The organism is Streptomyces sp. NPDC030245 (assembly GCF_055572995.1).
In genome coordinates this window covers 86453-99452 of sequence record NZ_JBVICF010000007.1, presented here as the reverse complement: position 1 = coordinate 99452, position 13000 = coordinate 86453, and the positions used below count along the sequence as shown (strand labels likewise).

Genomic DNA, 13000 nt, shown 5'->3' with positions numbered 1-13000 from the left:
GGTCACCATCGCGCGTCAAGCCACCAAGGCGACTACGACTACCAGGAGGACTTGCGCACGCCGGGAAGGTATCCGGCGTGCACCTGCTCGCGCAGGTTCACCCTCGACAGTCCGAAGGTCCCCACGTATCCACGCGGGCGCCCGTCGACGCTGTCCCGGTTGCGCACCCGCGTCGCGCTCGCGTCACGCGGCTGGCGCGCCAACTCCCTCCGCGCGGCGAGCCGTTCGGCGGCGCCCGTGCCGGGGCGGCGGATGATCTCCTTCAGCTCGGCCCGGCGCGCGGCGTACCGCGCGACGATCACGCGCCGCTGCTCGTTCTTTGCGATCTTGCTCTTCTTGGCCATCAGATCCTCACTCCACGCGCACGGATCCGGGCGACGGCCGCCTCGATCCCGATGCTGTCGACGGTCTTGATCCCCTTCGTGCTGAGCCGCAGCCGCACGTACCGCCCCTCGCTCGGCAGCCAGTACCGCTTGCGCTGGACGTTGGGGTCGAAGCGGCGGGACGTCCGCCGGTGGGAGTGGGAGATGTTGTGGCCGAAGCGGGGTTCCGCGCCGGTCAGCTGGCAGTGGGCGGACAAGGTGACGCACCTCTCGGTAGAGGGAAAAGGCTCCCTGTTGAAAACGGGAGTCATTTTCATATACTAGCCACATGGCCCGCACCGAACACCGCCCCGTCATCAAACTCCGCTCCACGGCGGGAACCGGCTACACCTACGTGACCCGCAAGAACCGCCGTAACGACCCCGACCGCCTCACGCTGCGCAAGTACGACCCGATGGCAGGACGCCACGTCGACTTCCGAGAGGAGCGCTGACCGCCATGCGCAAGGACATCCACCCGCCCTACGGCCCCGTCGTCTTCCGCGACAAGGCCGCCGGCTTCGCCTTCCTCACCCGTTCGACCGCGACCAGCGCGAAGACGGTCGAGTGGGAGGACGGGCGTACGTACCCCGTCATCGACGTCGAGGTCTCGTCCGCGAGCCACCCCTTCTACACGGGCACGGCCCGCGTACTGGACACGGCCGGCCGCGTCGAGCGCTTCGAGCGCCGCTTCGGCAAGCGCTGATGCCGGGCCCGGACCGGCCCGCGCGGGCCGAGGGGGAGACGCCCGGGACGACACCCCGGATGGACGTCGTGATCGTCGCCGGCCTCCACGCGGCCGCCCGCAAGGCGGCCGTCGACGAACTGCTCGCCACCGTCCCCGGCAGCGTGGCCCTGCACCACGACCTGTCGACCGCCGTGACGGGCACCGTCGTCCGCACGGTCCGCGACGTCACCGGAGTGCTCTCCACCGGCGACGCCCCGCTCGTCAACGACTGCGCGTGCTGCGCGCTCCGCGAGGACCTCGTGCCCGAGCTGGACCGCCTCGCGGACGCGGGGCTCACCCGGCTCGCGGTCGTCGAGCTGTGGGACTCCGTCGAGCCCAAGGCCATGGCAGAGGTCGTCGCCGCGCACGGCGGCGACGGCCTCGTGCTCGGCGGCGTGGTCACGGCCGTCGACCCCGCCCTGCTCCTGCCCTGCCTCGGCAACGGGGACGACCTCATGGAGGCCGGGCTCGCCGCGGCCCCCACCGACCAGCGCACCGTCGCCGACACCTGGGCGCGCCAGCTGGAGTACGCGCCCGTGCTCGCCGTCACCGACTCCCCGGAGGCGGACGACGAGGACCGCGCCCTGCTCGCCCAGCTCCACCCGACCGCCCGGCAGGTGCTCATCGGGCAGGGCGGCCTGGCCCGCGCCGCGCTCACCGGGTTCGACGTCGAGGCGGCCGCCGCGGCGCAGCACCCGGCCTGCGCGCTGCTGCCGACCGAGGCCGACGCGTGCGGGGTCTCCACCCTCGTATGGCATCGGGAGCGGCCGTTCCACCCGGAGCGGCTCTACAACGCGCTGGAGGACCTGACCTGCGCGGCCGCCCGCAGCCGGGGCCGCTTCTGGCTGGCCGACCACCCGGACACGCTGCTCGGGTGGGACGCGGCGGGCGGCGCGCTCTGCGTCGAGAGCGCCGGGCCGTGGCTGGCCTCGCTGCCGGACGCCGCGTGGGAGATGGTGCCGCCGGTGCGCCGCGCGGCCGCCGCCCTCGACTGGCATCCGGAGCACGGCGACTGCTGCAACCACCTGGTGTTCACCTCGCCGGGCCTGGACCGCGAAGGGCTCGAAGAGGTCCTGGAGTCCTGCCTCCTGACGGACGAGGAGTACGCCGCAGGGCGTGCCGCCTGGAAACACCTGCCCCCCGCCTTTGACACCCTCCTGGAGGTCTGACCCTTGTCCCCGCGCAAGCCCTCGCGCCCGCAGAAGCCGAAGCCCAACCCCCTGGACCAGGCCGGGATCACATACGTCGACTACAAGGACACGGATCTGCTCCGCAAGTTCATCTCGGACCGGGGCAAGATCCGCAGCCGACGGGTGACGCGTGTGACGGCCCAGCAGCAGCGGCGGATCGCCGCAGCGATCAAGAACGCCCGCGAGATGGCGCTCCTGCCGTACGGGACGCCTCGCTGACCGGACCTCGCTCTCCCCTCACCGGCCTCCTGCCGGCGCCCCTGGGTGCCGGCAGGAGGCCGGTCTCGTGTCCGCTCGTGTCCGCTCGTGTCCGAGGGAACAGGAAGGGCGCCGCGTGCGTCTCTTCCTGTACGAGGGACCGACAGGCTGACGAGGTATCGACAGGCTGACGAGGTGCCGACGGGTCGACGAGGTGCCGACGAGGCGCCGACACGGCTGTAATCACGGGAACACCCCGCGTGCACGTGCATCTGCCCATGCATCCGCATGTGAACACAGCTATGATCCGGGACAGTTGACCACTGCATCTAGAGCCACTCACGGCACCGCACCACCGGGGAGCGACCTGTGCACCACGCGTTTAACGGCATGGCGGCCACGGAGCTTCACGGGGTGGTCTGGCAGAAGAGCAGACACAGCAACTCGCAGGGCTCGTGCGTGGAGTTCGCGAAGCTGCCGGGCGGCGACGTCGCCGTGCGCAACTCGCGCTTCCCGGACGGCCCGGCGCTCGTCTATACGCGCGCCGAGATAGAGGCGATGCTGCTGGGGATGAAGGACGGGGAGTTCGACCACCTGATAGGCGGCTGACCCGCTCCCCTCGACCGAGGCGGCCCTTGACCCCTCGACTCAGGCGGGCCTTGTCCCCTTAACCCAGGCGGAACAGCGCCCAGACCACCTTGCCGCGCAGCGCGCCGGCGAGCGGGTGCCAGCCCCAGCTGTCGCTGAATGAGTCGACGAGGAACAGGCCCCGGCCCGACTCCGCCGAGAAGTCGTCGTCGGTGTCGCGCGTGACCGGGCTGTCGTCGCTGGGGTCGCGCACCGCGCACACGAGGCGGGTCGCCCAGTGCATCAGGTGCAGCCGGACGGGCGGCTCCTGCTGGTCGCGCGGGGTGTCCGCGGGCAGCGCGTGGCGCAGTGCGTTGGTGACGAGTTCGGAGACCACGAGCGCGATGTCGTCGAACCTGTCGTCGAGGTCCCACTGGCAGAGCGTCTGCCGGGTGAACCGGCGTGCGCTGCCCACCGCTTCGTAGCGGGCGGGGAGGGCGACGGAGGCCGCGTCGGAGACCGCGGAGGGGTCGATCGGAGGTAGCCCCTGCCTTAACGGCTCGAGCATGGTCGATCCATTCGTCCCCATGCGAGGCACTCCCCGGTTTCGCGGTACGTAGCGATGGAGCGGTGGCGCGGTCGGTCGCCGATGGTGCGGTGGTACGCGGTCGGTACAGCAGTGGCGCGCGGACCATGGTTCCGAATGCGCACAGCAGATGCAAGGGCAGATGCACGTGCACGCGCCGGACTTGGTCGTTCCCGTGCACTTCTTGCCCATTTCTTCCTACGGTTTCTTCTGGAGACCTTTCGGCCCCTTTCCATTTCTGTAACCGGACGTGTACGGCCCGGAGCGTTTAATGGCAGACTGCTGGCTTCCAGTCGATCGGGAGGATTGAGCGAAGTGACCGCAGGGGAGTCGAGCGGCTCGGTGGTACGGCGCATCCTGCTGGGCTCGCAGCTGAGGCGGCTCAGAGAGTCCCGCGGCATCACCCGTGAAGCGGCCGGATACTCGATCCGCGCCTCCGAATCGAAGATCAGCCGCATGGAGTTGGGACGGGTGAGCTTCAAGTCCAGGGACGTCGAGGATCTCCTGACGCTCTACGGCGTCACCGACGAGGCCGAGCGCGGCGCACTCCTCTCGCTCGCCAAAGAGGCCAACCTCACCGGCTGGTGGCACAGTTACTCGGACGTCCTGCCCGGATGGTTCCAGACATATATCGGCCTGGAGGGCGCCGCCTCGCTCATCCGCGTCTACGAAGTCCAGTTCGTCAACGGCCTGTTGCAGACCGAGGCGTACGCCCACGCGGTCGTCGCGCGCGGCATGAAGGGCGCGAGCAAGGCCGAGATCGAGCGGCGCGTCGCGCTGCGCCTGGAGCGCCAGAAGCTCCTCGCCTCCGAGCACGCGCCCCGCTTCCACTGCGTACTGGACGAGGCCGCGCTCCGACGTCCTTACGGGGACCGAGAGGTGATGAGGGGTCAGATCCAGCACCTCATCGAGATCTCCGAGCGTCCGAACGTCACCCTCCAGGTGATGCCGTTCAGCTTCGGCGGGCACGCGGGCGAGAGCGGCGCCTTCACGATGCTGAGCTTCCCGGAGTCCGACCTCTCCGACGTCGTGTACGTGGAGCAGCTCACCGGCGCGCTCTATCTCGACAAGGCCGAGGAAGTGGCCCAGTACGAAAGGGTCGTGGCCCAGCTCCAGAAGGACAGCCCGGATCCGGTCGGGAGCCGGGATCTTCTCCGCGGACTGCTTCAACTCACCTGAAACATAAGTACTATGACGTGAGATCAGGTGTCTGCTTCCGTTTGCGGCCGTCCGCTGCCGCGGCAAGGGGTCCGTCTCATGTCCTTCTTCACCGACCTGGCTCATCAGTACATCGACGGGGAGTGGAAGGCCGGGTCGGGCTCCTGGGACATCATCGACTTCAATCCGTACGACGGGGAGAAGCTGGCGTCCATCACGGTCGCCACGGCCGACGAGGTCGACCAGGCCTACCGCGCCGCCGAGCGCGCCCAGCGGGACTGGGCCGAGACCAACCCCTACACCCGGCGCGCGGTGTTCGAGCGCGCCCTGCGGATCGTCGAGGACCGCGAGGAGGAGATCACCGAGGCGATCATCGCCGAGCTGGGCGGCACCCGGCTCAAGGCGGCCTTCGAGATCCACCTCACCAAGGAGTTCCTGCGCGAGTCGGTCCACCTCGCGCTGCGCGCCGAGGGCCGCGTCCTGCCCTCGCCGGACGACGGCAAGGAGAACCGCCTCTACCGCGTCCCGGTGGGCGTGGTCGGGGTGATCAGCCCCTTCAACTTCCCGTTCCTGCTCTCGATCAAGTCCGTCGCCCCGGCCCTCGCCCTGGGCAACGCGGTCGTCCTCAAGCCGCACCAGAACGCGCCGGTGCTCGGCGGCGCCCTCGTGGCCAAGGTCTTCGAGGACGCCGGACTGCCGGCCGGCCTGCTCAACGTCGTCATCACGGACATAGCCGAGATAGGCGACGCCCTGATCGAGCACCCGGTGCCGGGCATCATCTCGTTCACCGGCTCGGACCGCGTGGGCCGCCACGTCGCCACGGTCTGCGCCTCGCACTTCAAGCGCTCGATCCTGGAGCTGGGCGGCAACAGCGCGCTGATCGTCCTGGACGACGCCGACCTCGACTACGCAGTGGACGCGGCGGTCTTCAGCCGCTTCGTCCACCAGGGCCAGGTCTGCATGGCCGCCAACCGCATCCTCGTCGACCGGTCCGTCGCGGACGAGTTCACCGAGAAGTTCGTCGCCAAGGTCGCGGGCCTGAAGGTCGGCGACCCGGCCGACCCGGGCACCCACATCGGCCCGCTCATCAACTCCTCGCAGGCCGACGCCGTCACGGCCGTCGTCGACCAGGCCGTCGCCGCCGGCGCGAAGGCCCTGCTGCACGGGCGGACGGAGGGCAACCTCGTCGCCCCCTCGGTCCTCACGGACCTGCCGGCCGGCTCCCCCGTCCTGAGCCAGGAGATCTTCGGCCCGGTCGCCCTGCTGCTGCCCTTCGACGGCGAGGACGAGGCCGTCCGCATCGCCAACGACACGCCGTACGGCCTGAGCGGCGCGGTGCACACCGCCGACGTCGAGCGCGGCGTGCGCGTCGCCAAGCGCGTCAGGACCGGCATGATCCACGTGAACGACGGCACGGTGCACGACGAGCCGATCGTGCCCTTCGGCGGCGAGAAGAACTCCGGCGTGGGACGGCTGAACGGCGAGTCGACGGTGGACGCCTTCACCACCCAGAAGTGGATCTCGGTGCAGCACGGCAGGTCCCGCTTCCCGTTCTGACATTTCCTCTTCTGACATTTCCTCGCCCTCGGAGCCTTGCGGACAGAACCTGACCGCAAGGCTCCGTAGCGTCTGTGGTGTCGGAAAGCCGGGCGGAAGGCCCGGCGGAACAGCCCGCGGCGGCGGGCCGGAGAATAGGCGGACACCATGGTCACTCACGTCAGCGCGGAAGCCAGGGGAGACGAGCGCGGTGCCCTCATCGCCTTCGTGGAGGCCCAGCGCGGCGGCGTCCGCCGCTCGGTGCTCGGCCTGACCGACGAACAGGCGAACGCCCGCCCGAGCGCCAGCGAGCTGACGCTCGGCGGCCTCGTCAAGCACGTCGCGGAGACGGAGCTGCTGTGGCTGCGCCTGGCCCAGCAGAAGCCCAACGAGAAGGCGCGCACGGAGGCGACCTGGGGCGACAGCTTCCGCCTCGTGGAGGGCGAGACGCTCGCCGGGACGCTGGCCTTCTGGGACGAGGTCGCCCGCGAGACCGAGGACTTCATCCGCGCGGTGCCGAGCCTCGACGACACGTTCCCGCTGCCCGAGGCGCCGTGGTTCCCGGCGGGCGGCGCGGTGTCGATGCGTTGGCTGATGCTGCACCTGGTCGAGGAGATCGGCCGGCACGCGGGCCACGCCGACATCATCCGCGAATCCCTCGACGGAAAGACGGCCTTCGAGCTGGTGGCGCTGGACCAGGGATACCCTAGTCAAAGTTGAAGACCCGGGGGCTGAGTGGAAGGGCGCGGTACATGTCAGCGATCCGGCTGCTGGTTCTGGGGGCGGTGCGCATGCACGGCCGCGCCCACGGCTATCAGGTCCGCAACGACCTGGAGTTCTGGGGCGCCCACGAGTGGTCCAACGCCAAACCCGGCTCGATCTACCACGCCCTGAAGCAGCTGGCGAAGCAGGGCTTCCTGGTCGCGCACGAGGTCGCGCCCTCCACCGCCGGCGGCCCGCCGCGCACCGAGTACGAGGTCACGGAGAAGGGTACGGAGGAGTACTTCTCCCTGCTCCGTGAGTCCTTGACCACGTACGACCAGCGGCCCGACGTCCTCACGACGGGGATCGGGTTCGTCGTGGACCTGCCGCGTGAGGAGGCCGTGGCCCTGCTCAAGGAGCGGGTGCGCCGCATCGAGGAGTGGCGCACCTCCGTCACGGAGTACTACACGCCGGAGGACGGCCCCGGACAGCTCGGGCACATCGGCGAGATCATGAACTACTGGGTGCACTCGGCCGACACGGGCGCGGAGTGGACCAGGGGCCTGATCGCCCGCATCGAGGCGGGCGCCTACACCTTCTCGGGCGAGGGCGAGCCCTTCGTAGGGGTGCTCGCCGAGGATCAGGAGAATCCGTACGCGGCGGGGAGCGAGCCCGCGGAGCGCAACCACTAATCAAGTTTGACGAACCCCAAGACTCGGGTTACCGTCCCTCCTTGTAGTCAACTTTGACTAGATGATCAGCGAGGGGAGCCGGATGACGGACGCGATCGTCGTAGAGGGCGCACACAAGGCGTACGGGCAGAAGAAGGCGCTGAACGGCCTCGACCTGCGGGTGGAGCGCGGCACCGTGCACGGGGTGCTGGGGCCGAACGGCGCGGGCAAGACCACGGCGGTGCGGATGCTCGCCACCCTCCTGCGGGCCGACGAGGGGCGCGTGGAGGTCGCCGGGCAGGACGTGCGGCGCAGGCCCGACGAGGTGCGCAGGCGCATCGGCCTGCTCGGCCAGCACGCCGCGGTGGACGAGGAGCTGAGCGGGCGGCAGAACCTGGACATGTTCGGGCGGCTCTACCACCTGGGCGCCCGCCACGCGCGCGTGCGGGCCGACGAGCTCCTGGAGCGGTTCGGTCTCGCGGACACCGGACGCAAGGCGGTCAAGCAGTACAGCGGCGGCATGCGGCGCCGCCTGGACCTCGCGGCCTCCCTCATCACGGACCCGGAGGTGCTTTTCCTGGACGAGCCCACCACGGGCCTGGACCCGCGTGGCCGCGCCGAGGTGTGGAACTCGGTGCGCTCGCTGGTCGGCGGCGGCACCACCGTGCTCCTGACCACGCAGTACCTCGAAGAGGCGGACCAGCTGGCCGACCGCATGTCGGTCATCGACGAGGGCCGCGTCATCGCGGAGGGCACGGCGGACGACCTCAAGGCGAAGCTGGGCGGCGACCGGATCGACGTGGTGGTGCGCGACGCGGCCCAACTGGACCGTACGGCCGCCCTGCTGCCCCCGGGCGCCACGGTGGACGCGGACCGCCGCCTGGCGTCCGCGCCCGTCACGGACCGCATGGAGGCCCTCACGGGCGTCGTGCGGGCCCTGCGGGACGCCGGCATCGACGCGGAGGACGTGGCGCTGCGCAGGCCCACCCTGGACGAGGTCTTCCTGAGCCTGACGGAGCGTACGAAGGAGAGCGTGTGAGTACGTCGATGAGTCTGGCCGCGACCGACTCCTGGACCATGACGCGGCGCGAACTCGCCCACTGGGCGCGGCAGCCGGTGCAGGTCCTCGTCGGCCTCGTCTTCCCGGTGATGATGCTGCTGATGTTCACCTATCTGATCGGCGGCGGAAAGGGCATCGCGGGGGAGTACGCCGAGTTCCTCGTGCCCGGCATGTTCGCGCTGACGATGGTCTTCGGCCTGGACGCGACGATGGTCGCGGTCACCCAGGACCTCAACAAGGGCGTGATCGACCGCTTCCGCTCCATGCCGATGGCCAACGGCGCGGTGCTGGTCGGCCGGTCGGTCGCCGACATGCTCCAGTCCTTCGTCTCGCTCCTGGTCATGATGGGCGTGGGGCTCACGATCGGCTGGCGCTGGCACGGCTCGTTCGGGGCGGTGCTCGGGGCCGTGGGGCTGCTGATGATGCTGCGGTTCGCGATGCTGTGGCTCGGCATCCACCTCGCGATGGTCGCGGGCAAGCCCGAGCTGGTCATGGCCGTGCAGATCCTGGTCTGGCCGGTCGGCTTCCTCTCCAACGCCTTCACGGTGCCGCAGAACATGCCGGACTGGCTGGGCGCCGCGGTCGAGTGGAACCCGATGTCGGCGACGGCCACCGCCGTCCGCGACCTCTTCGGCAACGATCCGGGAGTGACGGGCACCTCCTGGGCGGCCGAGAACGCGGGGCTCCTGGCGGTGCTGTGGCCGCTGGTGCTCGTGGGGATCTTCCTGCCGCTGGCGGTACGGAGGTTCGGGGCGCTCAGCAAGTAGGGGCGGTTTCGGCGGCCGGCTTGCACCTCACGCGACGTGAGGACGCAGGCTGATCCGCGTACCGAGAGAAGAAGGGCGGAAGCCATGACCTACTCCGTAGGACAGGTCGCCGGTTTCACCGGAGTGACGGTGCGCACGCTGCACCACTACGACGAGATCGGCCTGCTCGTGCCCGGCGGGCGCAACCACGCGGGACACCGGCGCTACAGCGACTCGGACCTCGACCGGTTGCAGCAGATCCTGTTCTACCGAGAGCTCGGCTTCCCCCTCGACGAGGTGGCGGCCCTCCTGGACGACCCGGAAGCGGACCCGCGGGTCCATCTGCGCCGCCAGCACGAGCTGCTGACCGCGCGGATCCACAAGCTCCAGGAGATGGCCGCCGCCGTCGAGACCGCCATGGAGGCGAAGAAGATGGGCATCAACCTCACGCCCGAGGAGAAGTTCGAGGTCTTCGGAGACCACGATCCCGAGCAGTACGCGGAAGAGGCCGAGCAGCGCTGGGGCGACACGGAGGCCTACCGGGAGTCGCAGCGCAGGACCGCCTCGTACACGAAGGACGACTGGAAGCGGATCAACGACGAGCTGAACGCGGTCCACGCGCGCGTGGGTGACCTGCTCGCCCAGGGGGTACCCGCACACTCCCCGGAGGCCATGGACGCAGCGGAGGCACACCGTCGCTTCATCACGGCGAACCACTACGCGTGCCCGCGTGAGATGCACGTCTGTCTCGGCGAGATGTACGTCGCCGACGAGCGGTTCACGGCCTTCTACGAGGCGATCCGGCCCGGCCTCGCCGTCTACCTGCGGGACGCGATCCTGGCGAACGCGGCCCGCGACGGCGGGTGACGGCCGCACGGAGTGGTTGCAGTTTCCGCACAGTGCGGGCCGAGAAGGGGAGTGGAACCCGGCCGGGGCGCCTGGCGTTGATAACTTTGGGCGGCTGCACCCGCCGCCGCACCGCCCCCTCACCCTCAGGAGCCCGGAACCGTGACGACGCTTGCGCTCGGACCAAGCTGGTTGGATCCGGATTACCTGCTCAACCAGTTCGGCCTCTGGGGCCTGCTGGTGATCGTCTTCGCCGAGTCGGGCCTGCTGATCGGCTTCTTCCTGCCCGGTGACTCCCTGCTGTTCACCACGGGCCTGCTGATCACCACGGACAAGCTGGACACCCCGCTCTGGCTGGCCTGCGTGCTGATCTGCATCGCCGCGATCCTCGGCGACCAGGCGGGTTACCTCTTCGGCAAGAAGGTCGGCCCCGCGCTCTTCAACCGCCCGGACTCCAAGCTCTTCAAGCAGGAGAACGTGGTCAAGGCCCACGACTTCTTCGAGAAGTACGGCCCGAAGTCCCTGGTCCTGGCCCGCTTCGTGCCGATCGTGCGGACGTTCACGCCGATCATCGCCGGCGTCTCCGGCATGCGGTACCGCTCGTTCATCACGTTCAACATCATCGGCGGCGTCCTGTGGGGCGCGGGCGTCACGCTGCTCGGCGCCTGGCTCGGCAACATCGAGTTCGTGCACAAGAACATCGAGGCGATCCTCATCCTGATCGTCCTCATCTCGGTGGTGCCGATCGCCATCGAGTTCCTGCGGGCCCGCAGCAAGTCCAAGAAGGCGGCGGGAGCGGAAGGCGCCTCGACGGCACAGCGCGGCCGCCACGCGAAGCGCTAGGGCAGGGGTTTCAGCCCGTCCGGCGTTTGAGGACCGGGGGCCCGGGGGCAGAGCCCCCGAACCACCACCCCGCCCCCGCCCGACCCGCAGGGTCAGAAGCCCCTCGTCCGCTTCGCCGCACGGCGATTCGCCGCCGACGCGGCCCCCGGCACCTTCAGGATCAGCCGGGAGACCTCGCTCCCCAGGTTCACGCCGATCGCGATGGCCAGCGCCGTCGCGACGGCCCTGGTGAGCGAGTTCATGCCCGTGTTGAGGTCGTTCTGCGCCAGGGCGAGCAGCCCGAAGTACGTCGCGCTGCCGGGCAGCAGCGGGCCGATCGCGGCGGTCACATAAGGCAGTGACGACGCGAACCGGTAGCGCGAGAAGAGCTGCCCGAAGAGGCCCACCAGACCGGCCGCGACGGCCGTCGCCGCGACGGGCGAGAGCTCCAGCGGGGTCTGCGCCAGGGCGCCGAACATCACCCAGGCGACGCCGCCGTTCAGGGTCACCATCAGCACGGTGTTACGTTCCTGCTGGAGCAGGATCGCGAAGGCGAGACTCAGCGCCATCGACGCCAGGATCTGGATGACCGGCCGCGACGACGTCACGCCGAACTTCGTCTCCGGGGTCAGATTCGTCGCGTCGAGCATCACGCCGAGCGACAGCACGAGCAGTACGCCGCAGACGATGCCCACGATCAGGTACATGACCTCAAGAAGGCGTGCGGCAGCGGTGATGTAGTAGCCGGTCAGGCCGTCCTGCACGCCCGCCACCAGGGCCCGCCCAGGTATCAGCGCGAAGAGCCCACCGGTGATCACCGCCGAGGCCATGGACGCCTCGGTGTGCACGAAGCTGAGCGCCACTCCCATCCCGGCGGGCGGCATCGCGGCACCCACGAACTGGTAGAACTCCGGCAGCCCGCGCCCCGCGCAGAGCCAGGCGAGCCGGTCGCCGAGCATCGCGCCGACAGCGGCCACCAGGAAGACCAGCGCACCACCGCCGACCAGCACGGACGCGGAGCCCGCGAGGAGGCCGCTGGCCGCCGTGAGCGCCCAGCCGGGGTAGGGGTGACGGTTACGCCGAATGCCCGCGAGACGGCGGTAGGCCTCCTCCAGGGAGACCTCGATCTCGGGGTCGCTGATGTCGTCCACCAGGTGGAAGACCGCCGCCAGACGTGTGTAGTCCGTGCCCCGGCGGCGTACCGTCCTGGAGGCCGTGACGGGGTCGTCCACCAGCGAGGGCTGGTGCGAGATCGACAGGAGCGTGAACGTCACGTTCGGCTCGCAGCGGTCCAGGCCGTACGAGCGGCAGACGGCGAACATCGCCGCCTCCACGTCCTCGGCGCCCTCGCCGCCCGCAAGCAGCAGCTCGCCGATACGGAGCGTCAGGTCGAGCACGCGCGGCACGGCGGGCCCGGCCTCGTCCTCCTGCTTCTGCGCGGCCTCCGTGGCGGGACGCTCGGTGACCGGCATGCGCAGCATGGTGCGCATCTGGTCCTGCCAGGGCACGTCCTTGGTGAGCTTCACCAGGGGTATGCCCTGCGCGGGCGTGAAGGCCTGTGGGGCGTTCCGCGCGCTGTAGGTGTGCGGCGTGGTGAACGCCGACTTGTCCGTCTCCTGGGTCGTCGCGGACGGCGTCGCGAGGCCCGTGGGGATGGCGAACTCGGATGTCGTCTGGGACTCGTCCTCAAGGGCCGGTGGTTGCGGCATCACCCCGCTGGGCTGCGCGAACGCGCTGCGGGCCTCGTCCGACTGAGGCTTACGGTCCTCGGCCTCCTGTTCGGCCACTGATGCCCTCACTTCTCATACGACTCGTACGCACCCTCCGTAT

The 13000-nt window shown here is 69.9% G+C and carries 17 protein-coding genes; 13 read left to right on the top strand and 4 right to left on the bottom strand.

What is annotated here, in order from left to right:
- Positions 1-38 precede the first annotated feature (38 nt).
- Positions 39-344 carry a 30S ribosomal protein S14 gene (gene rpsN / locus ACZ4Z4_RS20030; protein ID WP_468328650.1) on the bottom strand — a complete coding sequence of 102 codons (306 nt, stop codon included), beginning with the start codon at positions 342-344 and terminating at the stop codon, positions 39-41.
- A complete protein-coding gene (gene rpmB / locus ACZ4Z4_RS20025) occupies positions 344-580 on the bottom strand; it encodes a 50S ribosomal protein L28 (RefSeq protein WP_468328648.1) in 237 nt (78 codons plus the stop codon). The genes rpsN and rpmB overlap by 1 nt, the downstream gene beginning before the upstream one ends.
- Before the next feature lie 71 nt (positions 581-651).
- Here rpmB and rpmG point away from each other — a divergent pair, with 71 nt between their 5' ends.
- From rpmG to ACZ4Z4_RS20000, 5 genes are all read left to right on the top strand, one after another.
- Complete coding sequence (gene rpmG / locus ACZ4Z4_RS20020) at positions 652-816, top strand: 50S ribosomal protein L33 (RefSeq protein WP_362997281.1); 165 nt, start codon at positions 652-654, stop codon at positions 814-816.
- 5 nt (positions 817-821) lie between these two features.
- Positions 822-1067 (top strand): type B 50S ribosomal protein L31, encoded by a 246-nt coding sequence (locus tag ACZ4Z4_RS20015; protein ID WP_468328646.1) that lies wholly within the window; start codon positions 822-824, stop codon positions 1065-1067.
- A gap of 59 nt (positions 1068-1126) precedes the next feature.
- The gene (locus ACZ4Z4_RS20010) at positions 1127-2257 is read left to right on the top strand and encodes a CobW family GTP-binding protein (RefSeq protein WP_468328644.1); all 1131 of its coding nucleotides are present in this window, start codon (positions 1127-1129) and stop codon (positions 2255-2257) included.
- A 3-nt stretch (positions 2258-2260) separates the two neighbouring features.
- Positions 2261-2497, top strand: coding sequence for a 30S ribosomal protein S18 (rpsR, locus tag ACZ4Z4_RS20005; protein WP_468328642.1), 237 nt, complete (start codon positions 2261-2263; stop codon positions 2495-2497).
- A 348-nt stretch (positions 2498-2845) separates the two neighbouring features.
- Positions 2846-3085, top strand: coding sequence for a DUF397 domain-containing protein (locus tag ACZ4Z4_RS20000; RefSeq protein WP_223775964.1), 240 nt, complete (start codon positions 2846-2848; stop codon positions 3083-3085).
- A 58-nt stretch (positions 3086-3143) separates the two neighbouring features.
- Here ACZ4Z4_RS20000 and ACZ4Z4_RS19995 read toward each other — a convergent pair whose 3' ends face one another.
- On the bottom strand, positions 3144-3632 hold the full coding sequence (locus ACZ4Z4_RS19995) for an ATP-binding protein (RefSeq protein ID WP_468328640.1): 489 nt from the start codon (positions 3630-3632) through the stop codon (positions 3144-3146).
- 312 nt (positions 3633-3944) lie between these two features.
- On the opposite strand from ACZ4Z4_RS19995, the gene ACZ4Z4_RS19990 reads away from it, so the two are divergent.
- The 8 genes from ACZ4Z4_RS19990 (at position 3945) to ACZ4Z4_RS19955 (ending at position 11191) form a co-directional block, all read left to right on the top strand.
- The gene (locus ACZ4Z4_RS19990) at positions 3945-4808 is read left to right on the top strand and encodes a helix-turn-helix domain-containing protein (RefSeq protein ID WP_362997269.1); all 864 of its coding nucleotides are present in this window, start codon (positions 3945-3947) and stop codon (positions 4806-4808) included.
- 78 nt (positions 4809-4886) lie between these two features.
- Complete coding sequence (locus ACZ4Z4_RS19985; RefSeq protein WP_468328638.1) at positions 4887-6344, top strand: aldehyde dehydrogenase family protein; 1458 nt, start codon at positions 4887-4889, stop codon at positions 6342-6344.
- Positions 6345-6491: 147 nt separating this feature from the next.
- Positions 6492-7043, top strand: coding sequence for a DinB family protein (locus ACZ4Z4_RS19980; protein ID WP_468328636.1), 552 nt, complete (start codon positions 6492-6494; stop codon positions 7041-7043).
- 32 nt (positions 7044-7075) lie between these two features.
- Positions 7076-7717 (top strand): PadR family transcriptional regulator, encoded by a 642-nt coding sequence (locus tag ACZ4Z4_RS19975; protein ID WP_468328634.1) that lies wholly within the window; start codon positions 7076-7078, stop codon positions 7715-7717.
- A gap of 82 nt (positions 7718-7799) precedes the next feature.
- A complete protein-coding gene (locus ACZ4Z4_RS19970; protein WP_468329435.1) occupies positions 7800-8735 on the top strand; it encodes an ATP-binding cassette domain-containing protein in 936 nt (311 codons plus the stop codon).
- 8 nt (positions 8736-8743) lie between these two features.
- Positions 8744-9523, top strand: coding sequence for an ABC transporter permease (locus tag ACZ4Z4_RS19965; protein WP_468329432.1), 780 nt, complete (start codon positions 8744-8746; stop codon positions 9521-9523).
- Positions 9524-9607: 84 nt separating this feature from the next.
- Positions 9608-10369 (top strand): MerR family transcriptional regulator, encoded by a 762-nt coding sequence (locus tag ACZ4Z4_RS19960; protein ID WP_468328632.1) that lies wholly within the window; start codon positions 9608-9610, stop codon positions 10367-10369.
- A 141-nt stretch (positions 10370-10510) separates the two neighbouring features.
- Complete coding sequence (locus ACZ4Z4_RS19955; RefSeq protein WP_468328630.1) at positions 10511-11191, top strand: DedA family protein; 681 nt, start codon at positions 10511-10513, stop codon at positions 11189-11191.
- Between the two features lie 92 nt (positions 11192-11283).
- Here ACZ4Z4_RS19955 and ACZ4Z4_RS19950 read toward each other — a convergent pair whose 3' ends face one another.
- Positions 11284-12957, bottom strand: coding sequence for a threonine/serine exporter family protein (locus ACZ4Z4_RS19950; protein ID WP_468328628.1), 1674 nt, complete (start codon positions 12955-12957; stop codon positions 11284-11286).
- Between the last annotated feature and the right edge of the window lie 43 nt (positions 12958-13000).

Bases quoted from the DNA above. Each gene is read 5' to 3' on its own strand.
- ACZ4Z4_RS19960 (WP_468328632.1), top strand. From the start codon at position 9,608: ATGACCTACTCCGTAGGACAGGTCGCCGGTTTCACCGGAGTGACGGTG.
- ACZ4Z4_RS19995 (WP_468328640.1), bottom strand. From the start codon at position 3,632: ATGGGGACGAATGGATCGACCATGCTCGAGCCGTTAAGGCAGGGGCTA.
- ACZ4Z4_RS19970 (WP_468329435.1), top strand. From the start codon at position 7,800: ATGACGGACGCGATCGTCGTAGAGGGCGCACACAAGGCGTACGGGCAG.
- rpmG (WP_362997281.1), top strand. From the start codon at position 652: ATGGCCCGCACCGAACACCGCCCCGTCATCAAACTCCGCTCCACGGCG.
- ACZ4Z4_RS19985 (WP_468328638.1), top strand. From the start codon at position 4,887: ATGTCCTTCTTCACCGACCTGGCTCATCAGTACATCGACGGGGAGTGG.
- rpsN (WP_468328650.1), bottom strand. From the start codon at position 344: ATGGCCAAGAAGAGCAAGATCGCAAAGAACGAGCAGCGGCGCGTGATC.
- ACZ4Z4_RS19965 (WP_468329432.1), top strand. From the start codon at position 8,744: ATGAGTCTGGCCGCGACCGACTCCTGGACCATGACGCGGCGCGAACTC.
- ACZ4Z4_RS19980 (WP_468328636.1), top strand. From the start codon at position 6,492: ATGGTCACTCACGTCAGCGCGGAAGCCAGGGGAGACGAGCGCGGTGCC.
- ACZ4Z4_RS19975 (WP_468328634.1), top strand. From the start codon at position 7,076: ATGTCAGCGATCCGGCTGCTGGTTCTGGGGGCGGTGCGCATGCACGGC.
- ACZ4Z4_RS20015 (WP_468328646.1), top strand. From the start codon at position 822: ATGCGCAAGGACATCCACCCGCCCTACGGCCCCGTCGTCTTCCGCGAC.
- ACZ4Z4_RS20010 (WP_468328644.1), top strand. From the start codon at position 1,127: ATGGACGTCGTGATCGTCGCCGGCCTCCACGCGGCCGCCCGCAAGGCG.